General features: G+C 66.5%; 18 protein-coding genes. 14 read left to right on the top strand and 4 right to left on the bottom strand.

Translation table 11 applies throughout. The features are described from left to right. Positions 1-178 precede the first annotated feature (178 nt). Together argE and J2Y55_RS17185 are read left to right on the top strand one after the other, a co-directional pair. Positions 179-1282, top strand: coding sequence for an acetylornithine deacetylase (gene argE / locus J2Y55_RS17190; protein WP_310155807.1), 1104 nt, complete (start codon positions 179-181; stop codon positions 1280-1282). A 47-nt stretch (positions 1283-1329) separates the two neighbouring features. After that, positions 1330-2703, top strand: coding sequence for an MFS transporter (locus J2Y55_RS17185; protein ID WP_310155805.1), 1374 nt, complete (start codon positions 1330-1332; stop codon positions 2701-2703). Between the two features lie 36 nt (positions 2704-2739). On the opposite strand, the gene J2Y55_RS17180 is transcribed toward J2Y55_RS17185, so the two are convergent. Next, the gene (locus tag J2Y55_RS17180; RefSeq protein WP_310155802.1) at positions 2740-3570 is read right to left on the bottom strand and encodes an AraC family transcriptional regulator; all 831 of its coding nucleotides are present in this window, start codon (positions 3568-3570) and stop codon (positions 2740-2742) included. Between the two features lie 18 nt (positions 3571-3588). Then, positions 3589-4218 (bottom strand): TetR/AcrR family transcriptional regulator, encoded by a 630-nt coding sequence (locus J2Y55_RS17175; protein ID WP_310155799.1) that lies wholly within the window; start codon positions 4216-4218, stop codon positions 3589-3591. Between the two features lie 321 nt (positions 4219-4539). Between J2Y55_RS17175 and J2Y55_RS17170 the strand changes: the two genes are divergently transcribed. The 10 genes from J2Y55_RS17170 (at position 4540) to J2Y55_RS17125 (ending at position 15226) form a co-directional block, all read left to right on the top strand. Further along, entirely contained in the window at positions 4540-5409 is an 870-nt protein-coding gene (locus J2Y55_RS17170) for a siderophore-interacting protein (protein WP_310155797.1), read from the top strand. A gap of 218 nt (positions 5410-5627) precedes the next feature. Beyond that, complete coding sequence (locus tag J2Y55_RS17165) at positions 5628-6407, top strand: IclR family transcriptional regulator domain-containing protein (RefSeq protein ID WP_310155795.1); 780 nt, start codon at positions 5628-5630, stop codon at positions 6405-6407. After that, entirely contained in the window at positions 6385-7494 is a 1110-nt protein-coding gene (locus J2Y55_RS17160; protein ID WP_310155791.1) for an ABC transporter substrate-binding protein, read from the top strand. Before J2Y55_RS17165 ends, J2Y55_RS17160 begins: the two co-directional genes overlap by 23 nt. Positions 7495-7576: 82 nt before the next feature. Further along, positions 7577-9283, top strand: coding sequence for an ABC transporter permease (locus J2Y55_RS17155; protein WP_310155788.1), 1707 nt, complete (start codon positions 7577-7579; stop codon positions 9281-9283). Further along, positions 9276-10352, top strand: a complete 1077-nt coding sequence (locus tag J2Y55_RS17150) for an ABC transporter ATP-binding protein (protein WP_310155783.1) — start codon at positions 9276-9278, stop codon at positions 10350-10352. Before J2Y55_RS17155 ends, J2Y55_RS17150 begins: the two co-directional genes overlap by 8 nt. Positions 10353-10386: 34 nt before the next feature. Further along, the gene (locus tag J2Y55_RS17145) at positions 10387-11271 is read left to right on the top strand and encodes an HpcH/HpaI aldolase/citrate lyase family protein (protein WP_310155779.1); all 885 of its coding nucleotides are present in this window, start codon (positions 10387-10389) and stop codon (positions 11269-11271) included. Between the two features lie 3 nt (positions 11272-11274). After that, the gene (locus J2Y55_RS17140; RefSeq protein WP_310155773.1) at positions 11275-12501 is read left to right on the top strand and encodes a CaiB/BaiF CoA transferase family protein; all 1227 of its coding nucleotides are present in this window, start codon (positions 11275-11277) and stop codon (positions 12499-12501) included. A gap of 54 nt (positions 12502-12555) precedes the next feature. Then, entirely contained in the window at positions 12556-13515 is a 960-nt protein-coding gene (locus J2Y55_RS17135) for a Bug family tripartite tricarboxylate transporter substrate binding protein (protein WP_310155770.1), read from the top strand. 91 nt (positions 13516-13606) lie between these two features. Continuing rightward, a complete protein-coding gene (locus J2Y55_RS17130; RefSeq protein ID WP_310155767.1) occupies positions 13607-14473 on the top strand; it encodes an amidohydrolase family protein in 867 nt (288 codons plus the stop codon). Between the two features lie 51 nt (positions 14474-14524). After that, positions 14525-15226 carry an RraA family protein gene (locus J2Y55_RS17125; RefSeq protein WP_310155764.1) on the top strand — a complete coding sequence of 234 codons (702 nt, stop codon included), beginning with the start codon at positions 14525-14527 and terminating at the stop codon, positions 15224-15226. 272 nt (positions 15227-15498) lie between these two features. Here J2Y55_RS17125 and J2Y55_RS17120 read toward each other — a convergent pair whose 3' ends face one another. Next, complete coding sequence (locus tag J2Y55_RS17120; RefSeq protein WP_310155761.1) at positions 15499-16851, bottom strand: NAD(P)H-dependent oxidoreductase; 1353 nt, start codon at positions 16849-16851, stop codon at positions 15499-15501. 284 nt (positions 16852-17135) lie between these two features. Further along, the gene (locus tag J2Y55_RS17115; RefSeq protein ID WP_310155758.1) at positions 17136-18044 is read right to left on the bottom strand and encodes a LysR substrate-binding domain-containing protein; all 909 of its coding nucleotides are present in this window, start codon (positions 18042-18044) and stop codon (positions 17136-17138) included. Between the two features lie 377 nt (positions 18045-18421). Between J2Y55_RS17115 and J2Y55_RS17110 the strand changes: the two genes are divergently transcribed. Then, complete coding sequence (locus tag J2Y55_RS17110) at positions 18422-19477, top strand: TRAP transporter substrate-binding protein (RefSeq protein WP_310155756.1); 1056 nt, start codon at positions 18422-18424, stop codon at positions 19475-19477. After that, positions 19474-21354 (top strand): TRAP transporter large permease, encoded by a 1881-nt coding sequence (locus J2Y55_RS17105; protein WP_404978957.1) that lies wholly within the window; start codon positions 19474-19476, stop codon positions 21352-21354. The genes J2Y55_RS17110 and J2Y55_RS17105 overlap by 4 nt, the downstream gene beginning before the upstream one ends. The last annotated feature ends 35 nt before the right edge of the window (positions 21355-21389 follow it).

Genomic DNA, 21389 nt, shown 5'->3' with positions numbered 1-21389 from the left:
CTGCCCGGCACATTCGAAATGGCTGGCAGGGCATGGCGCACAGATTCCACCATCGCGAACTCGATAGGCTGAGGCCCGCTACGAAGCTCTTGGCCTCGATGAAGCTCTTGGGCTCCGGCTGCACCCTGTCCGGAGGGCGCCTGACATCGGCCAGGGCGCGGGCGGCATGAGCGATCCGATGACGCCTGCCGCCCTGCTCCATCGCCTCGTCGCCTTCGACACGACCTCCCGCAACTCCAATCTGGCGCTCGTGGGCTGGGCGACGGCTTTGCTCGAAACCGCCGGCGCCAAAGTCCGGCTCACGCATGACAGCGGCGGCGCCAAGGCCAATCTGCTCGCCAGTTTCGGTCCGGATGTGCCGGGTGGGATCGTGCTCTCCGCCCATACCGACACGGTGCCAGTCGACGGCCAGAGCTGGAGCAGCAACCCTTTCGAGCTGAGGCAGTGCGACGGCCGCTTCTACGGGCGCGGCGCGACCGACATGAAGGGCTTCGTCGCCTGCTGCCTGGCTTTCGCGCCGCAATGGGGCCAGGCGCGATTGAAGCGCCCGGTCCATCTGGCCTTGAGCTATGACGAGGAGATCGGCTGCTTCGGTGTGCCGGGGCTCGTCGCCGATCTCGTCGCGAACCTGTCCAGGCCGGCCCTCGTCGTGGTCGGCGAACCCACCAGCATGCGTATCGGCGATCGCCATCGCGGCTATCTCGGATTCCGGACGGTTTTCCACGGCCATGCCGTGCATTCCGGCAATCCCGGCAAGGGGGTGAGCGCCATCGCGGCCGCGGCGCGTTTCGTCGGCCTTCTCGACGGGCACGGGGCGCAAGACGCCGAGGGTGTCGACCGGACGACGTTCAATGTCGGCCAGATCTCCGGCGGCACCGGCATCAACATCGTGCCGGGCCGCTGCGAGGTCCTCTGGGAGATAAGGCCGGCTGCGAGCGCCAACATCGCCGCGTTGAGGACCGTCACCGACGAGTTCGTGCGCCGCGCGGCGCCGCCGGGCCTGCCGCCTGAAACCCGGGAAACCGTGACGATCCCGCCATTGCGGCCGGAGCCGGACAATCCGGCGCTCGCGATCGCGCAGGAGCTCGGCGCGAGCTTGCCGCTGATGGAGCTGCCCTTTGGAACCGAGGCCGGCTTCTTCCAGGCGGCGGGCATCCCAACCGTGGTCTGCGGCCCGGGCTCGATCGAGCAGGCGCATCAGGCGGATGAATGGATCGCGGCGGAACAGCTGGAGGAAGCCACCCGCTTCCTCGCCCGCGCGACGCAATGGGCCGAGGCCTGAGGCAACCCAAAAACAGCTTAAGGCAACACAAAAACAAGGGGATCTTCATGTCGGCAGAACAGATGCAAGCAGGCCTCGGGCCGTCCGGGCCAATCTCGGCGCCCATGCGCGCCAAATCCCGTCGCGCCATCGTCGCGGCGACGATCGGCAATATGCTCGAGACCTATGATTTCGCGGTCTATGGCTTCTTCGCGATCATCATCTCCAGGCTTTTCTTTCCCGCCGGCGACGAGACGGTGTCGCTGCTTCTCACGGTCGCGACCTTCGGCGTCGGCTTCTTCATGCGGCCCGTCGGCGCCATCGTGCTCGGCAGCATGGCCGATAGCAAAGGGCGCAAATTCGCGCTGTCGGTGACGATCCTGCTGATGGCGCTGGGCACCGCCATGATCGGTTTCGCGCCGACCTATGCCAGCATCGGCGCCTGGGCTCCCGCCATCATCGTGCTCGCGCGCCTGATCCAGGGCTTCTCGGCCGGGGGCGAGATCGGCGCCGCGACGGCTTTTCTCGTCGAGCACGCGCCACCCGGCCGCCGCGGCTTCTTCGCGAGCTGGCAGCAGGCCAGCCAGGCCTGTGCCTTGCTGCTCGGCTCGCTCCTGGGCGCGGCCATCACCGGCCTGCTCTCCCAGGAGGCGTTGGAGAGCTGGGGCTGGCGCATCCCTTTCCTGCTCGGCCTGCTGATCGGCCCCGTCGGCTTCTATATCCGCGCGCAGACCGAGGAAGCCGAGGAGTTCACGCAAGCCGCCGCCAAATTGCCCGGTTCGCCGCTGAGCGAGGCGCTGCGCTTCCATAAACGCAGCATCGCCACGGGTTTCGGCATCACGATCACCTGGACCGTCTGCACCTATTTCTTCCTGATCTACATGCCGACCTATGCGGTGCGCCAGCTTCACCTGCCGCAGAGCACGACCTTCCTGGCCAACGCGGTCAGCCTGGTCGTGCTGCTCGTGCTGGCGCCGGTCTTCGGAGCTTTGTCGGACCGCATCGGCCGCCGCCCGCTTCTGGTCGGTCCGGCGCTGGCCATCGTCGTCTTGACCTATCCCTTGCTCGCGCTCCTCAGCGCGTCGCCGACGCTATGGTCGCTGCTCGCCTTCCAGATCGTTTTCGCGACCTTGATCGCGGCCTTCACCGGCACCGCGCCGGCCGCGATCGCGGAAATATGTCCGGCGGAGATCCGTTCGACGGGGACCTCGATCGCCTACAATCTCGCCGTCACGATATTCGGCGGCTTTGCGCCGTTCATCGCCACCTGGCTCATCGCCAGGACCGGCAACGGCCTGTCGCCGGCCTGGTATGTGACCGCGGCGGTGGCGTTCAGCGCCGCGATCATCCTGGCGCTGCATGGCCGCCCGCGCGGAGCATCCGAAAGCCGTGGGACGCCCGATCCGATCCTGACACCGGCCCGGGCCGGTCGCGAAGGCTGATTGATCAAAGGCCGGGGGGCGAACCTCCCGGCCGATTCAGCTGCGGGCGGCGGTGGCGAATTGCAGTGGGGTCAGGCCGTAGCAGCGCTTGAAGTGCCTGGTCAGGGCGCTTTGATCGTAGAAGCCGCAATCGACCGCGACATCGGCGATACCTGCGCCCTGGGCGAGGCGGCGGCAAGCCACGTCCAGGCGAAGCTGCGTGACATAGGCATGGGGCGTCAGCCCCGTCGTCCGCTTGAACAGGCTGATGACCTGATACTGGGTCAGCGCCAGCGCCTGGCTGAGATCGGAGAGCGAAGGAGCCTCGTTCAGCCTCGCCCGTATCATGTCGAGGGCGATCTTCAGCCGGGCGCGATCGCGCGGCGCGGGCTCGATGCGGCCGCCGCCGCTGCCATGGCGCGCGAACAGCAGCGCGAAGGTCGAGATCATCAGCTCATTGGCCTGGAGCGCGTCGCGCCCATCCTGGAGCACACCGTGCAACAGGAGGAAGCGCGAGATGAGGTCGAGATCGGGAAACAGGTTCCGGGTGAAATAGGGCACCGCTTGGATGCCGAGCCCCCGCGCCACCGCGTCGATCGCGGCTTGCTCCAGATAGAGCGAGCGGTAGCGCCATCTCCGGCTTGCTCCCATTCCGCCCGAATGCGGCTCGGCGGGGTTGAAGGCCAGCAGGGTCGAGGCGCTCGCCTGCTCGACAAGCCCCCTGCTGCGGAAGACGGAGCCGCCGAACTCGGTCGCGGCAATGACGAAAGCCTCGTGGCGATGCGGGGCATAGTGCTGTGTCTGGAAGTCGGCGCGCATCAGGCTCAGGCCATCCCAGCGCTGGTCCCGCCAGTAATGAGCCACATTGAGTGGATCGATGCGCGCCATGGCAGAAACCCTCCCCGATCAATCCTTCGCCTGGATGTCCGCAGGCATCGCTGGGGCAGGCTGAGCCCCCTGGACCATGCGCAGCAGCGCATCGACGAGCTGTTGTATGAATGTCGGGTCCAGGCGGCGCGTGCCGAGCAGGATCCGGAACCAGACGGCGCCCGAGAACAGGTCGATGGCGAAGTCCGCATTGTCGGGAAAGGCGATTTCCCCGCGATCAGCGGCCCGCTTCAGGATGGAGCGCAGAATCTCCCGGCGCGGCGCGACATAGGCATCGTGCAACTGGCTGGCGAGGCTGGGATCGGTCTGGGCCTCGGCGATCAGCCCCGAGAGGATGTTGCCGGCGGGCGTGTCCGCATAAAGCTCCGATAATCGCTGCAGGAGCCTCGTCAGATCGCTGGCCAGGCTGCCCGCATTCTCGGCCCCGAGGCCGGCGGGGACGAGCCTGCCATAGACCTCGATGAAGAGCGCGGCCTTGTTGGGCCACCAGCGGTAGATCGTCTGCTTGCCGACGCCGGCTTGCGCGGCGATGTCCTCGATCCCTGTATGGCTGTAGCCGCGCCGGCCGGCGATGTCGGCCGCAGCCGCAAGCACGGCCTCATGGGACTGCGCCGAGCGGCGGGGAGCGGTGATGGCGGCGGAGGTCATGAGCCAAGGCTAAGCGAGACGGAACGTCTCGTCTAGTGCGTCACTTGCCGCCCCGGATAGGAGCTGACGATGCTAGGAGATGTGCAGACTCTCGACATCGTCCGGACTTGCGGCCATGGCATATCGTCCCGCACGAGCGAAAACGGTAGAATACGATCCATTTCAGACCGCTTCCTCTCGCTCCGCCATGTATAGTTTAGAAATACACCAATGAGATAATCTTGCCTGATGGTTTTCAACCCGCGCACGACGACTTAAGAGACAGGCCCTGGCGATCCAAGGGCAGATACGTCCTTGCCGCCGGCAGGCTTGGAACGATCGATGACGCAGCAGATGTTTCACGAAGTAGCAGTCGCGCGGCGCCAGCTCCTGACGCCGGGCATGGTGCGGCTGACATTCGCGGGAGAGGGCCTCGCTGCATTTCGCTCCACCGGGATCGGGGACGAATATGTCCGCCTGTTCTTCCCCGACGAGGCGACGGGCGAAACGGTGCTCCCCATCATCGATGGCGAGGGGCGCTGGACCTATCCGGAAGGCAAGCCGCCGGTCCGCTACTCCACCTACACCGTGCGCCGGTTCGATGCGGCTGCGCGCGAGCTCGACATCGATTTCGTCGTGCATGAGGGCGGTCTGGCCAGCGAATGGGCGCAGGCTGCTCCGCCCGGGCACCGCATCGTCATCAATAGTCCGCGCGGCCTGTATCAGCCGCCTCCGGATGTCCGCTGGCAAGTGCTGCTGGCCGACGCGACCGGCTTGCCGGCCCTGGCGCGGCTCATCGAGGAGACGCCCGACGCTATCGCCAGCCGCGTCGTCATCGAAGTCGCGGATGAGGCGCATGAGCAGGCTCTGCCGCCTCATCCCCGGGCCCTGGTGACCTGGCTGCATGGCTCCGGCAACGGCCTGCGCGCCAGCAGGCTGGCGGAGGTTTTCCAGCAGATTCCCCTGCCGGAGGGCTGCGGCTATCTCTGGGGATCGGGCGAGCAGACGGCCATCCGTGCGATCCGCCAGCGGGCCCGCAAGATGCCCGTATTCCAGGACAGCCGCAGCAAGCTGATCGCCTATTGGATCGAGGAGGGGGCAGAGAGCCGCGGCCGTCCCGAAGCGCTCGCATCCGAGGTCAGCGCTCGGATCGGCGCCGACTGGTCCGGGCTTGTCGAGGCGAAGACGCCGGATCTGCTGACCCTGAGCTGAGGCGAAGCCGAAGGCCGCCGTCAGGCATCGCTCGTAGAGGGCGATGCTCTCAATCCACCCACGAACACAATCATCACCTCGGTCGATCTCGCTGCGGGCTCGCGCCGAGGCGGCCCTGTGCTCAGCCCTGCGGTTTGACAGCCCAGGCGCCCAGGCGCTATGGCTCATTCATAAAATAAAACGCGTTCAAAATACTGAACGATGGGATGAGGCGACGGATGAGTGGGCGAGGCGCTGAGCGCATCCTCGAATTCATCGAATGGCTGGCGCGCCGCTACGAGCCGGCGACGCTTGCCGAGATCACGCAGGCGATGGCGGTGCCCAAGAGCAGCGCGCTGCTGCTGCTGCGCTCGCTGGTTTCGGCCGGCTATGTGCTGCGGCAGCCCGACGGGCTTTATGTGCTCATCCGCCTGCCGGGCGAGCCTTCTGCCGGGCAGCAGGGCTGGGGCACGATCCTGCGGGTCGTCGAGCCCGTCCTGCGCGAGGCCGTCAATGCGGCCCGCGAGTCGGGTTTCATCGCCATCCTGACCGAAGGCAAGGTCCGTTACCTCAACAAGCTCCTGCCCCTGCGCGAGATCCGCTACGACCGGGATATCTCGCATGCGCGCACCCTGCACGAAGTCGCCAGCGGCATCGTCCTTTTGACCGGAATGAGCCAGGCTGAGCGCGAGGCCTATCTCGCCGGGCTCGATGAGGCGACGGCAGTAGCCGTGAGGGCGCATGTCGAAGCCACCAGGCGCGACGGCGCCTTCGTCAATCTCAAGGGCGTCGTCGAAGGCGCAGCCGGAATCGCGGCGCCGATCCTGTCGCAGGACGGCAGGGTCGTCGCCGCCCTCAACATCTCGGGACCGCGTGAGCGGATCGCGCAAGACCAAGAGCGCCTGAAGGCGCTGACCATCGCCGCCGCCGCGCAGGCAAGCCACGAGCTTGCGAAGCGCTCGGCGTTCTTTGCGAAAAACCCAGGGAGAAACGACCGTGATCAAGGGCCTTCTGACTAGTTTGCTCGCTGCCGCCGCGCTGGTGGCCGCGCCCGGCATCGGCTCGGCGCAGGCGCCTGCCACGCCGAGCTATTATCCCGCCGATTACGGCGCGACGATCGAGGCGTCGCGCAAGGAGAACGGGCTCGTCATCTATTCCAACATGGCGAACAACAACTGGAAGCCGGTGCTGGACGGCTTCCGCCAGAGCTATCCCTGGATCAAGGTCGAGACGCTCGATCTTGGCTCCGGCACCGTGCATTCGCGCTGGGAGGCCGAGGCCGGCAGCGGCGCGCGCACGGCCGATCTGCTGATCTCCGGCGCCAATGACCGCTGGGCCGCCTATGGCCTGGACGGGCGCATGCTCGACTACAGGAGTCCCGAGGCCGAGAAGGTGCCAGCCTTCGGCAAGCCCTATCCCGGCGTGTTCGTGGCCTCGTCCGACCCGCTGGTGCTGACCTACAACACGGCGCTTCTGAAGGAGGGCCAGCGGCCGACCGGCCTTACCTCGCTCGCCAAGATGGCCGCCGCCGATCCCGGAACCTATAAGGGCCGGATCACCACCTATGACGCGGCGCGCAACTCCTTCGGCCTCGCGGCCTGGTGGCAGACCTTGCACGAGAAGGGCGATGCCGGCTGGACGGCCTTGCGCGCGATCGGGCCGATGATCCGCGGCGAGGTCTCGGGCGGGCCGATGAACGAGAAGATCGCGGCCGGCGAATATGTCGTCGGCATCGCGGTCTCCGGCATCACCATCTTCCCGCGCCTCGACGAGCCGGGCGGCAAGATCCTCGGCTTCGCCTTCCCCGATGACGGCACGCCGGTGATGCTGCGCGGCATGGGCATTCCCAAGCAGGCGGCCAACATCAATTCCGCCAAGCTGTTTCTCGATTTCCTGCTCAGCAACAAGGGCCAGACCCTGCTCGGCAAGGGCGGTCTCGTGCCCTATCGCGAGGACGTGGCGGAAAGCGAGGTCCGCTACACCTATCAGGGCATCGCCGAGAAGGTCGGCGAGAAGAACATGATCGTCGTCGGCTTCGACAAGGCGCTGATCGAGCAGGCGAAACCCTTCGTCGAGAAATGGAACGCCGCCATGCAAGGCCGCTGAGGCCGTCCGCACGCCGCAGCAGCCCCGGCGGCTGCGGCCACCCTCGATCCCAAGATCCGCCGATCACAAGGTTCGCCTCATCATGGATGCCGCCCTCGAGCGAACGGGCTTCGACCGTTCGCGCCTGATCTTCTGGAGCGTCGCCGCGCTGACGACGCTGCTCGTCATCGGGCCGATCGCGCCGATCGCGATGCAGGCCTTTCTGAACAAGCCGCTCTATGACGCCTCGGCTGCGCTGACCGCGGCGAATTTCGGCCGCCTGGTCACTGAAGCCGGCATCGGCGAGATCGCGCTCAACACGGTGATCTTCGCGGTTCTCTCGACCATCTTCGCCCAGGTCTTCGGGGCGCTGGCTGCAGTCGTGATCGGGCGCACCAACCTGCCGGGCCGAGGCTGGCTCGGCGAGGTCCTGGTCTGGCCGCTCTTCGTCAGCCATCTCGTCATCGCCTTCGGCTGGCTCACCATGTACGGCCCCTCGGGCTACGTCACGCTGGCGGTACGGAGCTGGACCGGCGTGACGCCGTGGGATCTCTATTCCCTCTCCGGCATGGGCGTCGTCGCCGGGCTGTCGCAGGCACCGCTCGCCTATCTCATGTGCCTGGGCGCCGTCAGCAAGGCGGATGCGCAGCTCGAGGCGGCGGCGCGTTCGGTCGGCGCCGGTCCGTTCCGGGCGCTGTGGAGTGTGACCGTGCCGATGATGCGCCCGGCCCTGATCTATTCGACCGTGCTGAACTTCGTCGTCGCGATCGAAATGCTCTCGATCCCGCTCCTGTTCGGCGCCCCCAACAAGATCGAGACCATCACCAGCTTCCTCTATGACAAGGGCATCAACGCCGCCGTCCAGCCCGATTACGGCATCGTCGGCGCCGCTGCGCTCATCCTGCTGGCGATCGTCGCCTTCCTGGTCTGGCTCCAGGGCCGCCTCATGGTCGGCAGCAACCGCTTCGTCACCGTGCGCGGCAAGGCGAGCCGGCCCGCTCTCCTCGATCTCGGCCGCTGGCGCTGGATCGTCTTCGCCGCGGTGTTCGCCTATGTCTTCTTCACCATCGTCCTCGTCTTCGCGGGCACGCTGATGCGTGCGAGCGTCAGCTTCCTGACCCCGCTCGTGCCGTTCTGGACGCTGCTGACGACGAAGAATTTCGACCTGATCCTGCAGACGCCGAACTATATGCGCTCGATCGGCAATTCGGTGCTGATCTCGCTGATCGGCGGCGTCATCGGCACCGTTCTGGTCGCGATCATCACGCTGGTCTCGCGCCGCTCCGAGTTCAAGGGCGCGCGCCCGCTGGAATACATCGCGCTGTTCCCGCGCTCGCTGCCCGGCATCATCGCCGGCCTTGGATTCTTCTACGCGGTGATCTGGGTGCCGGGGCTCGATGCGATCCGCGGCACGATCTGGATCCTGATCCTGGCCTTCATGGTGCGCTACATCCCGGTGGGCTTCGGCACGATCGCGCCGGCGCTGGCCCAGATCGGCGACGAGCTCGACCGCGGCGCGCGCATCTCCGGCGCCGACTGGTGGACGACGGTGACGCGTATCATCGCACCGCTGCTCAAGCCGGCGCTGTTCTCGACCTTCGCGCTGCTCTTCATCCACTTCTTCAAGGAGTATGTGACGGCCGTCTTCCTGTTCCAGCCCGGCTCCGAGATCATCGGCACGACGATGCTGCAGCTCTGGGCCCAGGGCGATAACGGCCCCGTCTCGGCTCTCGCGACCATCCAGGTCGTCATCACCGCCATCTTCGTGCTCGTCGCACGCCGCGTCCTGGGAGCCAAAATCTATGGCTGATCTCGTTCTCGACCGTCTCACCATCGCCTATGGCGACGTCAATGCCGTCGACGACATCTCGCTCACGGTCCCCTCGGGCGAGTTCCTGACGCTGCTCGGCCCCTCCGGCTGCGGCAAATCGACGACATTGTTTGCGATCTCGGGCCTGAATGAAGCGACCTCCGGCACGATCCGTATCGGCGACAAGGTCTTCTTCGACGGCGCCAAGGGCATCGCCGTGCCGCCGGAGGCGCGCAATATCGGCCTCGTCTTCCAGAGCTATGCGCTCTGGCCGCACAAGACGGTGGCGCAGAACCTCTCCTTCCCGCTGGAGCTGCGCAAGGTCGGGCGCGCTGAGCGCGACAGCCGGATCAAGGAGGCGCTCGATCTCGTCGAGATGGGCAAATACGCCGAGCGTTACCCTTTCGAGCTTTCCGGCGGCCAGCAGCAGCGCGTCGCGCTGGCGCGCGCTTTGGTCTACCGGCCGCGCCTGCTGCTGCTGGACGAGCCCTTGTCCAATCTCGACGCCAAATTGCGCGAGCGGGCCCGAATCTGGCTGCGCGAATTGCAGGAGCGCCTCAACGTCACGACGATCTACGTCACTCACGACCAGTCTGAGGCGCTCGCAGTGTCCGACCGCATCGCGGTGATGAGCATGGGCAAGATCCAGCAACTGGGCACGCCGACCGATATCTATGAGCGCCCGGCCAATGCCTTCGTCGCCGACTTCATCGGCTCGGCGAACTTCATCGAGGCGGAGCTTGTCGGCCGCTCCGCCGGGCAGGCGCAATTGCGCCTCGGCGACGGCACGCAGCTCGTCGCCAGTTCCTGCCCCGAGGCGGTCAGCGGCAAGCTCGTCCTGGCCATCAGGCCCGAGCGCATCGAACTGACCGATGCTCCCGGCGCGAATGTGTTGGGCGCGCGGATCACGCACAGCTCCTATCTCGGCTCGGTCCATGAGCACGAGATGGCGGGGCAAGGCTTCCGGCTGCGTGTCCAGACCAGCCGGGCGGTGAGCTCACCCGAGGTGCTGGTCCGCATCCCGCCGGAGGCGATCATGATCTTCCAGAACGGCCCCGAGGCGCTTTGAACAAGGGACCCGCTTTGAACAAGGGATCATCGCCATGCTGATGCGCAGCAAGCTCTTCGTCCCCGGCTCGCGGCCGGAGCTCTTCGCCAAGGCGGCTGCGTCAGCGGCGGATTCGCTGTCCTTCGATCTGGAGGACGCCGTCGCCGAGGAGCGCAAGGACGAGGCCCGGGCCCAGCTCGCGGCGTTCCTGCGCGCTCCCGAAGCTGCGCGCGGCAAGACCGTCGTCGTGCGCGTCAATGCGCTGGGCACCCGGCATTTCCAGGCGGATATGGCGGCGGTGGTCATGCCCAGCGTGCACCTCGTCAACCTGCCGATGGTCGAGGATGCCGAGACGGTGCGGCAGGCTGCTCAGCTGCTCGACACGCTCGATACCGCGGCTGGTCGTGCCCAACCCACCGGACTGCTGGTCAATATCGAGACGCCGAAGGCCTTGCGCCGGGCGGCCGAGCTCGCAACCGCCCATCCCCGTGTCGCCGGGCTTCAGATCGGCTATGCCGACCTGCTCGAACCGACCGGGATCGACCGGCGCGACGAGGCGGCGTTGGCGCATATCCGCGTTGCCGTCCGCCTCGCCGCCGCCGAAGCGGGCGTTGCGGCCTATGACGGCGCCTTCGGCGGGGTCAATGACCCCGACGGATATCGCATGGAGTGCGCGGCGGCCCGGCGCCATGGCTTCGCCGGCAAGAGCTGCATCCATCCCAGCCAGATCGCGATCGCCAATGAGGCCTTCATGCCCACGGCCACCGAAATCGCCCGCGCCCGGACGATCCTGGCGGCAGCCGAGGACGCGCAAGCCAAGGGCGTCGGCGCCTATCTGGTCGATGGCCAGATGATCGACGCGCCCTTTCTGATCCGCGCCCGCGCCATCGTCGCCTTGGCCGATGCGGCCGAGCGCGCGCAGACCAATCCGGACATCTGAGACATGAGCGAACTTCATCGCCGCGATTACGAGCCGGCCGCGAAAGGCAGCCTCGACGGCATCCGCATCCTCGATCTGTCGCGTCTCTTCGCCGGCAATGTGCTGACCCAGGTGCTCGGCGATTTCGGCGCCGAGGTGATCAAGGTCGAGCCGCCCGAGGGCGACACGCTGCGTGCCTGGAAGACCGAAGGCATCGAGACACATTGGAAGGTCTATGCGCGAAACAAGAAGAGCCTGTGCCTCAACCTGCGCGACCCGCGCGCCTGCGCGCTGATCCGCGACCTCGTCCCGAGCGCCCAGATCCTGATCGAGAGCTTCCGGCCCGGCGTGCTGGAGAAGATGGGGCTCTCGCCGCAAGCGCTGCTCGCGATCAATCCCAGCCTCGTCATCATCCGCATCTCCGGTTGGGGGCAGGACGGGCCTTATGCGCAGCGCCCCGGCTTCGGCACGGTCATCGAGGGCGCCTCGGGCTTCGCCGCGATCAACGGCTTCGGCGATCGTGAGCCCGTGCTGCCGCCGATGTATCTTGCTGACGGCATCGCCGGGCTCTATGGCGTCTCGGCGGCGATGATCGCGTTGCGCGAGGTCGAGATCAATGGCGGCAAGGGCCAGGTCGTCGATCTGCCGCTGCTGGACCCGCTTTTCGCGATCCTGAGCCCGCAAGCCGCGAATTACCGCCTGACCGGCAAGGTCAAGCCGCGCACCGGCAGCCGCTCGACCAACTCCGCCCCGCGCAACGCCTATCGCTGCAGCGACGGCGCCTATGTCAGCCTGTCCGGCTCGATCCAGAAGATGACCGAACGGCTCTTCCGCGCGATCGGCCGGCCGGACTTGATCGAGGACCCGCGCTTCCGCACCAACGCCGACAGATTGCGCCATGTCGAGGAGCTGGACGCCATCATCGGCGCCTTCATTGCGCAGCGAAGCCAGGCCGAGAACGTCGCCTTCTTCGAGAAGGCCGAGGTCACGATCGGGCCGATCTACGATACGCCGCAGATCATGGCCGATCCGCATGTGATCGCGCGCGAGCTGATTGCCGACTACCCCGATGCGGAGATGGGCCAGCTGCCGATGCACCATGTCGTGCCGCGCCTGACCGACACGCCGGGCTCGATCCGTACTCGGGCGCCACGCCTGGGCGAGCACAACCGCGAGATCCTGGCCGGGCTCGGCCTGACCGAGGACGCCGTGGCGGAGCTGGCGCAGGCCGGTGTGCTCCACGGCGGCTGATCCCAGCCTCATCGATAGTGCCAGACCATGCAGATCCAGGAAGGACATCCATAAATGAGCCAGACGCTGCTCCGTATCGCCGCGGTACTGTTTGCGTTGTCGCCGTTGCCGACGCTCGCGCAATACCCGGACCGGCCGATCAAGATGGTCGTGCCCTATGCGGCCGGTGGCGGCGCGGACAGCACCGCCCGCATCGTCGGCCAGCAGATGAGCCAGACGCTCGGCCAGCAGATCGTGATCGAGAACCGTCCGGGCGGCGGCGGCGTGATCGGCGCCGATTTCGTCGCCAAGGCCCAGGCCGACGGTTACACGCTGCTCTTCGATGCCTCGGCCTTCGCCGCCAATCCGACCCTGCGCAAATTGCCCTTCGACCCCAAGGCGGATTTCATTCCGGTCTCGCTCGTCGTGATCGCACCCAATATCCTCGTCGCCAGCCCCAAGGCGCCCTACAAGACGGTCGCGGAGCTGCTCGACTACGCCCGCAAGAACCCGGAAAAGGCGAGCTACGCCTCGGCCGGCGCGGGCTCGGCGTCCCATCTGGCCGGCGAGGCGCTGAACCACGCTGCCGGCCTCAACATCGTGCATGTGCCCTATCGCGGCGGCGCGCCGGCGCTCAACGACATCATCGGCGACCGCGTCTCGCTCTATTTCGGCAATACGGCTTCCACGCTCGGCCAGGTCACCTCGGGTTCCGTGCAGGCGCTCGCCATCGGCTCCCCGAAGCGCTCGCCATTGCTGCCCGAGGTTCCCACGCTGATTGAAAGCGGCCTCAAGGATTTCGAGACACAGGAATGGAACGGGCTGTTCGCGCCGAAGGGCACGTCGCCCGCCATCGTCGAGCGGCTCTCGCGCGAAATCGTCGCCGCGGTGGCCAATCCGGAGATCAAGGCGAAGCTCGAAAAGCTCGGACTCGAGCCGGTCGGCAACAAACCCGACGCCTTCGCGCGCTTCCTGGATGACGAGATCGGCCGCACGGCCGCCACCGTCAAATCCCGCAACATCAAGATCGATTGAAGGCCCCAAATCACGTCGCATTCGGACGGAACCGTCCGAATGCGACGTGATCGATTCCAAGAGTTCAGAGCCTCGCGCGAAGGAGCCGCCGATGGCGGATGATGGTCCGGTCCCCAACTCTGCTGGCATGGCGGCGCCTCGCTCCGCCGTGCCGGCGGGTGCTTGCGACGCGCATTGCCATATCCTGGATCCGCGCTTTCCGAGCCCGGATGCGGCGAAGCCGTCCGGCATGACGTTTGACGACTACCGGCTGCTGCAGGCGCGTCTGGGCACGCAGCGGGCGGTGGTCGTGCAGTCCAAGTTCCATCGCAAGGACCATGCTTGCCTGCTCGACGCCTTGCACCGCTTCGATGGGGCCGGTCGCGGCATCGGCGTGCTCGATCCTGGCGCCAGCGATGACGAACTGAAGCGGCTCGACGCAGGCGGCGTGCGCGGTCTGCGCTTCAGCGTCTGGAACCCGGCCGACACCGTCACGACCATCGAGATGATCGAGCCCTTGGCCCGGCGCATCGCCGATCTCGGCTGGCACGCGCAGCTTCACATGATGGGCGACCAGATCGTCGCGCATGCGGCCCTGCTCAAGCGCCTGCCATGCCCGATCGTCTTCGACCATATGGGCAGGCTGCCGCCGTCACTGGGACCGGAGCACGCAGCCTTCGCGGTGATCGGCGACCTGCTCGCGGCCGGCCGGGCCTGGGTCAAGCTCGCCGGCGCCTATCTCAATACGCAAGCCGGCGCGCCGGATTACCCTGACGCCAGCGCGATTGCGCGCGCCTTCATTGATCTCGCGCCCGAACGACTGGTCTGGGGCAGCGACTGGCCGCATGTCACCGAGCCTGCCGGGCACAAACCGGATGATGCCGTCCTGCTCGATCTCCTCGACGGCTGGTCCGGCGCGGAGGTGGTGCGGACGCGCATCCTCGTCGACAATCCCGCAGAACTTTATGGTTTCGGCTGAGATCTCAGCCGTTTCGCTTCATACCCCGTCGAAACTGGACACGTACACGCCATGAGCAATGTCGGCTTCCGGATTTTCCGAAGGATCAATCGCCCCGATCCGGGCCTGGTCCGAGCACTGGCCGTGATCCCGGTCGCCAATATCGCCGACGAGATGAACCGGCTGTTCTGTCTGGATGCCGCGATCCGGCCGTGGAACCGGGCGCTGATGGCGGGCTGTGCCTTCACGGTGCGGGCCCGGCCGGGCTGCAACCTCCTGGTCCACAAGGCGCTCGACATGGCCGCGCCGGGGGATGTCGTGATCGTCGAGGATGGCGGCGATCTGACGACGGCGCTCGCCGGCGAGAACATGGTGCTCTGGGCGCGCAAGCGCGGCCTCGCCGGCCTCGTGATCGATGGCGCGATGCGCGATGTCGACGCCATCCGCGAGCTGGATTTTCCCGTCTATGCGCGCGGCGCCACCCCTCGCGGCCCGCATCGCAACGGGCCGGGCGAGATCAACGTGCCGATCTCCTGTGGCGGTGTCGTCGTCAATCCCGGCGATATCGTGCTCGGCGACGGTGACGGCGTCCTGATCGTTCCGCCGCGTGAGGCGCAGGCCATCCTCGAACGCGCCAAGGGCAAGCTCGCCAAGGAGCTCAAGACGCGCGAAAGCATCGCGGAGGGCACATGGGACCGCTCGGCCTATGCGGACGAGGCCCTGGTGCGCATGGGCTGCGAGATCATCGACGAGGCGTTCGACCACGGCCGCTGATCACATGCAGACCGGGCCCTGTCTCTCGACAGGGCCCGGCGTTGTGCAGGGTTAGCGCCCGCTGCACTCTCCGGTAGGGCCGTTTTCGGCTTGAGCGAAACACGGACCCGTCATTGCGAGAAGCGAAGCGACGAAGCAATCCAGGAGGACGTAGAGCTCTGCCGCTCCTGGATTGCTTCGCTGCGCTCGCAATGACGGTTCAGTCAGGTCGAAAACCGCACTAGAGCACGATGCGAAAAGCCGGTTCCTACTTTCGTATCGTGCTCTGGCCGTCACACGGCGTTGGGCTGGCGGAAAGCCGCCTCCATCTCGCGGCGGACGCGGACCGCCTGGCTATCGGGATCGTAGACGACATCGTCCCATTTGATCCGCTGGCCCTCGGCGATCTCGGTCTTCAGCTTGACGTTGTGAGCCAGGCCCAGCGGCAGATAGCCCTCCTTCAGCGAGGCGTCGGCCGGGGTCTGCTTGCCCCAGACGCAGAAGCCGCCTTCGCCATCGAGCATCTCGCCGGGCGCGAGCTTGCGCTTGGCGGTGGCGACGACGTCGGAGTTGAAGCAGATCGGAGCGCCCGTCGATTCCTTGCGCAGCGCGGCTGAGGCGACCGAAATGCCGAGCTCCAGGCCGATCATATGGATCGGGCGATAGAGCGAGGCGTATTTGCCGGTCTTGTCGGGCAGCATGCTGTATTCGCGGAAGCACTCCTCGCTATAGGCGCTGTCGCTCTCGAAGACGACATAGGTGCCCATGACCAGCGAGTGCGGTACGTCGCTGCCGTCGCGATAGACCGAGGAGGTGACCTCGGTGACGCCTTTGCGCTCCAATACGCCGCCATCCGCCTTGGGCTTGCAGATCTCGGCATGCTCGAAGCGCGTCGCCGGCGGGAAGGACAGGCCGTCGGCCTGTGAATGCAGCCCCGTGGCGTTGCAGACCGCCGTCATCTCGATGCCCGACTTGGTGCCGTCGACGAAGGAGTTGAACATCTTCGGATTGATCGAGTTGCGATCCTTGATCTTCATGTATTTGTCGAGGATGTCCCAGACCGTCTCAGGCGTCGACTGGTGATAGGTCGGGTGGTAGCGGGTGCCCTTGCCGGCGGAGACCACCTTGAACCCGGCGGCGCGGGCCCAGTCGACATGATCGGCGATCAGGGCCGGCTGGTCACCCCAGGCGAGCGAATAGACCACGCCGGCCTGCTTCGCCTTGCGCGCCAGGAGCGGCCCGGCGACAGCGTCGGCCTCGACATTGACCATGATGATGTGCTTGCCGTGCTCGATCGCCTTGAGCGCGAAGCGGATGCCCGCGCCGGGATCGCCCGTCGCCTCGATGATCACCTCGACGCCGGGATGCGTGATCAGTGCCTCGGCATTGTCGGTCACGATCGTGCTGCCGTTCTTGAGCGCGTCGTCGACAGAGGTCGCGGCATATTGCTGCTCGGGCCAGCAGCCGAGCTTGAGCTGCGAGCGGGCGCGGGCGGTGTTCAGATCGGCAACGCCAACGAGATGCATGCCGTCGGTCGAGCGGGCCTGCGACAGGAACATCAGGCCGAACTTGCCCGCTCCGATCAGTCCGACGGTGACCGGCTTACCCGCGGCCTGGCGCTCCAGCAGCATGCGATGCAGATTCATGACGTGTCCTCTAGGAAAGCGGATTCAACCGCGCCGGGCTCAAAGGCGGATGGAGAGCGGTCTTCGGGAAAAGCGTCGCGAAGGCTCGGCCGGGAGAGGCGCAGACAGCCGCCAGGGCCGTCGCCAGGCTTGGGGCGACATCCTCTTTGGTCATTGCGTTTCCCTGTCGAGCGGCGGGTTGTCGCGACTGGAGGCCAATCTGCCCCGCCTTGCTTCGATCAGAAGGTTAGGGAGCGGCCGGCATCGGGGCAATTCAGATTATCTGCGCCAACGATGTAGAACGGCTAAACTGTCGCGGCCTCCGTGTGCTGCAGCTGCGAACGATCCCGCTCGGCCCGGAGCCAGTCGAGGAAGGTGCGGGTCTTGCGGTGCCGGAGATGGTTGTGCGGGCAGACGATCCATTGCGTCGCGACCATGACCTCGGGGGCATCGCGGACCGGGCGGATCAGGGAGCCGTCGGCAAGCTCGCGCCAGGCGAGCAATTCGCTTTCGAGCGCGATGCCCATGCCGCTGGCGGCTGCATCGATCGCCATATGGCTGCGGTCGAAGAGGACGCGATGCCAGCGCCGCTCCGGCTCGACGCCGGCCTCGGCAAACCAGCGCGGCCATTGCATCTGCGATTTGACGGAGTGGATCAGGCGCTGCTCGGGCAGATCCGCGGCGTTGAGGCTGGCTGGCGCCAGCAGCGAGGGCGAGCAGAGCGGAAAGAAGCGCTCCTTGCCGAGCCCCTCGATGAACAGGCCGGGCCAGACGCCTTCGCCGTGCCTGATCTCGATATCGACGTTCTCCTTGCTGAAATCGGTCGGCTCATTGGTGCCGTCGAGCCGCAATTCGATATCCGGATTGGCGTCGACGAAGCTGTGGAGGCGCGGCAGGAGCCATTTGCTGGAGACGCTGGGCGCGGCCCGCACCGTCAGGGTCGTGGCCGAGCGGATGCCGCGCACATGCTGCGTCACATCGGCGATATGCTCGATCTCGCGCCCGACCATCTGGAAATAGCGCTCGCCGGCTTCGGTCAGCGTGATGTTACGGCCGACCTTCAGGGTCAGCGCCGTTCCCAGATGCAGCTCCAGCGCCTGGATCTGCTGGCTGACGGCAGACGGCGTGACGCGCAGTTCCTCAGCGGCGCGCGAGACGCTGCCGGCGCGCGCCACCGCATGGAAGACGATGATCGAGCGGAACGGGATCTGCATCGCGAACCTTTAAGGCCAGCTAAAAGGACGCGAAATATAACTCAATTGTGCGCGGTGGCCAGCAATCTAGGCTGACGCTGCTGGAGACGGCCGCAAGGTCGGCGCCAGAAGGGAAAGCCTCCATTCAGAGAGGCGTCAGGAACGCTGGATACCGGCCAAAGGTCGGACCGCCCAAGGAAGAGGACCGCTCCAACAGCCCCCGCCATAGCCAAACCCGCGCATATCCCGCCGCGGGATGATGCCGGCGCCGCCATGCGCGCCGCCTGGCGCGACCGGCGCTCAGTCGGGACGCGGCTTTCAGGCCAGGCGCAGCCAGACTCGAACAGAATACCGACGCGCATCAGCGACGTTGGAGACAAAATTCAGGAGGACCGTCCATGCCAGATCATCAGAAGCCTTCATCCACGCCCGCATCGTCGCCATCCGCGACGCTGTCCCGGCGCAGCCTCCTTGCTGGTGCGGTCGCCATCCCGCTGGTCGCCATCCGCACCCGGCCGGCGCGCGCCGCCGAATTCGAATACAAGCTCGCGACCGGACAATCCCTGACGCAGCCGATCAACACCCGGCTCGGCGAGGCGGCGCTGCGCATCAAGGAGGCGAGCGGCGGCCGGATGGAGATCCGCTTCTTCCCCGCCTCGCAGCTCGGTTCCGACACCGATCTGCTGACGCAGATCAGGAGCGGCGGCGTCGATTTCCTCAACATCGCAGGCTCGGTGCTCTCCACCGTCGCGCCGCTGGCGGGCATCGCCAATGTCGGCTTCGCCTTCGCCGATTACGGCCAGGTCTGGAAGGCGATGGATGGCGATCTCGGCAAACTGATCGCCACGCAGATCGAGAAGACCGGCGCGCTCGTCGTCGCCAAACCGGCCGACAACACCTTCCGGCAGATCACCTCCTCGGCCAAGCCGATCAGGACGCCGGCAGACCTCGCCGGCTATCGCATCCGCGTGCCGGTCTCGCCGATCTTCACGTCGCTGTTCAAATCCCTCGGCGCCAGCCCGACCTCGATCAACTTCAACGAACTCTACACGGCGCTGCAGACCCGCCTCGTCGATGGTCAGGAAAACGGGCTCGTCACCATCGAGGCCGGCAAGATCTACGAGGTCCAGAAATACGTTTCCGAGACCAACCACATCTGGGATCCGTTCTTCATCCTCGGCAATCGGCGCTCGGTGAACGCCCTGCCCGATGATCTGAAGGCGATCGTCAAGCGCGAACTCGACCGCGCCGCGCTGGAGCAACGCGACGACACGACCAAGCTCAACACCACGCTGAAGGACCAGCTCATTGCCAAGGGCCTGACCTTCGAGACGGCCGACAAGGAGGCGTTCCGCAAGGGCCTCAGCGCGGCTGGCTTCTACAAGGAGTGGCGCGGCAAGTTCGGCGAGGACAACTGGAAGGCGCTCGAGGCCGTGGTCGGGGCGCTGGCATGAGCGCGGCAATCGGCGATCCCGGCATGGTCGCACTCAACCCGGGGCGCGGCTCCGGGTTGATCGGGAGGATCGAGCGCGGCTTGCGGCTGCTCGTCGAAATCCCTGCCGCGGCGGTCGTCGTCGCCGAGGTGGTGATCCTGTTCCTCGGCATTCTCGCCCGCACCTTCCACCAGCCGCTGATCTGGTCGGACGAATTGGCCTCGATCCTGTTCCTCTGGCTCGCCATGCTGGGCAGCGCCATCGCCGTCCAACGCGCCTCGCATATGCGATTGACCTTCTTTGTCTCGTTCCTCTCGCCGCGCGCCGAGGCCTGGGCGGCGACGCTCGCCGCCGGGGGCGTGGCGATCTTCCTTGCCCTGATCCTGCATCCGACCTGGGAGTATATGGAGGATCAGTCCTTCGTTGAGACGCCTGCGCTCGGCTGGCCCGGCACCATCCGCGCCGCCGCCATTCCAGTGGGCTGCCTGATCGCGCTGGTCAGCGTGCTCCTGAGCCTGGCGCGGCATTCATGGCGCGATGTGCTCTCGGTCGCGGCGCTGTATGCGCTGATCGCCGGAGCGCTTTATCTCATCGGCCCCTCGCTGAAGGGGCTCGGCAACTGGAACCTGCTGATCTTCTTCGTCGGGCTGCTCGGGCTTGCCGTCATGGCGGGCGTGCCGATCGCCTTTTCCTTCTGCCTGGCGACGGCGGCCTTCCTGCTGATCACGACGCGGACGCCGCTGCTGGTCGTGGTCGGGCGCATCGACGAGGGCATGAGCTCGCTGATCCTGCTCGCGGTGCCGCTGTTCGTCTTGCTCGGGCAACTGGTCGAGGCGACCGGCATGGCGCGCGTCATGGTCGCGTTTCTCGCCTCGGTGCTCGGCCATGTCCGGGGCGGCATGTCCTATGTCATGCTGGGAGCGATGCTGCTGGTCTCGGGCATTTCGGGCTCGAAGACCGCAGACATGGCGGCGATCGCCCCGGTGCTGTTTCCGGAGATGCGCAAGCGCGGCATGAAGGATGGCGAGCTCGTCTCGCTGCTTGCCGCCTCCGGCGCGATGAGCGAGACCATCCCGCCCTCGATCGTGCTGATCGCGATCGCCTCGGTCACCGGCGTCTCGATCGCGGCGCTGTTCACGGCGGGCATCCTGCCGGCCCTGGTGCTCGCCTTCGTGCTGGCGCTGGTGGCGCGCTATCGCGCCGGAAAAGAGGAGGATGCCAGCGTCAAGATCGAGCGGGCGCCGATGTCGCTCGTGGCCAAGACGCTCTGGATCGCGATCCCGGCGCTGATCCTGCCCTTCCTGATCCGCAGCGCCGTGGTCGAGGGCGTCGCGACCGCCACGGAGGTCTCGACCATCGGCATCGCCTACAGCCTCGTGCTCGGCCTCCTGATCTATCGCGGCGGCTTGGTCTGGCGGAACGCCTTGCCGATGCTGGTGCAGACGGCCTCGCTTTCGGGCGCGATCCTGTTCATCGTCGGCGCCGCCAGCGCCATGGCCTGGGCGCTTGCCCAGTCGGGCTTCTCGCATGAGCTCGCGGCCCGCATGGCCGGCGTGCCGGGCGGCGCCAATGGCTTCCTGCTGATCTCGGTGATCGCCTTCATCGTGCTCGGCAGCGTGCTGGAAGGCATTCCGGCGATCGTCCTGTTCGGGCCGCTGCTGTTCCCCATCGCCAAGCAGTTCGGCATCCACGAGGTGCATTACAGCATGGTCGTCATCCTCGCGATGGGGCTGGGGCTGTTCGCGCCGCCCTTCGGGCTTTGCTACTACGCCGCCTGCATCATCGGCGACGTGCCACCCGACGCCGGCATGCGCCGCATCTGGATCTACCTGGCCTGGCTCTTCCTGGGCCTGCTGCTGATCACCTTCATCCCGTGGATCTCGATCGGGTTTCTGTGAGGCGATTGCCCGTTCCTTCGTGGGCAGCTCTGCCC

Origin of the sequence: Allobosea sp. BE125 (assembly GCF_031456075.1) — a bacterium.
Taxonomy (GTDB): domain Bacteria; phylum Pseudomonadota; class Alphaproteobacteria; order Rhizobiales; family Beijerinckiaceae; genus Allobosea.
This window is presented reverse-complemented; position numbering and strand designations above follow the sequence as displayed.

Excerpts from the sequence above, each read along its gene's own strand:
- J2Y55_RS17180 (WP_310155802.1), bottom strand. The coding sequence starts at position 3,570 with ATGGCGCGCATCGATCCACTCAATGTGGCTCATTACTGGCGGGACCAG.
- J2Y55_RS17110 (WP_310155756.1), top strand. The coding sequence starts at position 18,422 with ATGCCAGATCATCAGAAGCCTTCATCCACGCCCGCATCGTCGCCATCC.
- J2Y55_RS17120 (WP_310155761.1), bottom strand. The coding sequence starts at position 16,851 with ATGAATCTGCATCGCATGCTGCTGGAGCGCCAGGCCGCGGGTAAGCCG.
- J2Y55_RS17170 (WP_310155797.1), top strand. The coding sequence starts at position 4,540 with ATGACGCAGCAGATGTTTCACGAAGTAGCAGTCGCGCGGCGCCAGCTC.
- argE (WP_310155807.1), top strand. The coding sequence starts at position 179 with ATGACGCCTGCCGCCCTGCTCCATCGCCTCGTCGCCTTCGACACGACC.
- J2Y55_RS17185 (WP_310155805.1), top strand. The coding sequence starts at position 1,330 with ATGTCGGCAGAACAGATGCAAGCAGGCCTCGGGCCGTCCGGGCCAATC.
- J2Y55_RS17105 (WP_404978957.1), top strand. The coding sequence starts at position 19,474 with ATGAGCGCGGCAATCGGCGATCCCGGCATGGTCGCACTCAACCCGGGG.
- J2Y55_RS17130 (WP_310155767.1), top strand. The coding sequence starts at position 13,607 with ATGGCGGATGATGGTCCGGTCCCCAACTCTGCTGGCATGGCGGCGCCT.
- J2Y55_RS17155 (WP_310155788.1), top strand. The coding sequence starts at position 7,577 with ATGGATGCCGCCCTCGAGCGAACGGGCTTCGACCGTTCGCGCCTGATC.
- J2Y55_RS17125 (WP_310155764.1), top strand. The coding sequence starts at position 14,525 with ATGAGCAATGTCGGCTTCCGGATTTTCCGAAGGATCAATCGCCCCGAT.
- J2Y55_RS17175 (WP_310155799.1), bottom strand. The coding sequence starts at position 4,218 with ATGACCTCCGCCGCCATCACCGCTCCCCGCCGCTCGGCGCAGTCCCAT.
- J2Y55_RS17140 (WP_310155773.1), top strand. The coding sequence starts at position 11,275 with ATGAGCGAACTTCATCGCCGCGATTACGAGCCGGCCGCGAAAGGCAGC.
- J2Y55_RS17165 (WP_310155795.1), top strand. The coding sequence starts at position 5,628 with ATGAGTGGGCGAGGCGCTGAGCGCATCCTCGAATTCATCGAATGGCTG.
- J2Y55_RS17150 (WP_310155783.1), top strand. The coding sequence starts at position 9,276 with ATGGCTGATCTCGTTCTCGACCGTCTCACCATCGCCTATGGCGACGTC.
- J2Y55_RS17115 (WP_310155758.1), bottom strand. The coding sequence starts at position 18,044 with ATGCAGATCCCGTTCCGCTCGATCATCGTCTTCCATGCGGTGGCGCGC.
- J2Y55_RS17145 (WP_310155779.1), top strand. The coding sequence starts at position 10,387 with ATGCTGATGCGCAGCAAGCTCTTCGTCCCCGGCTCGCGGCCGGAGCTC.
- J2Y55_RS17135 (WP_310155770.1), top strand. The coding sequence starts at position 12,556 with ATGAGCCAGACGCTGCTCCGTATCGCCGCGGTACTGTTTGCGTTGTCG.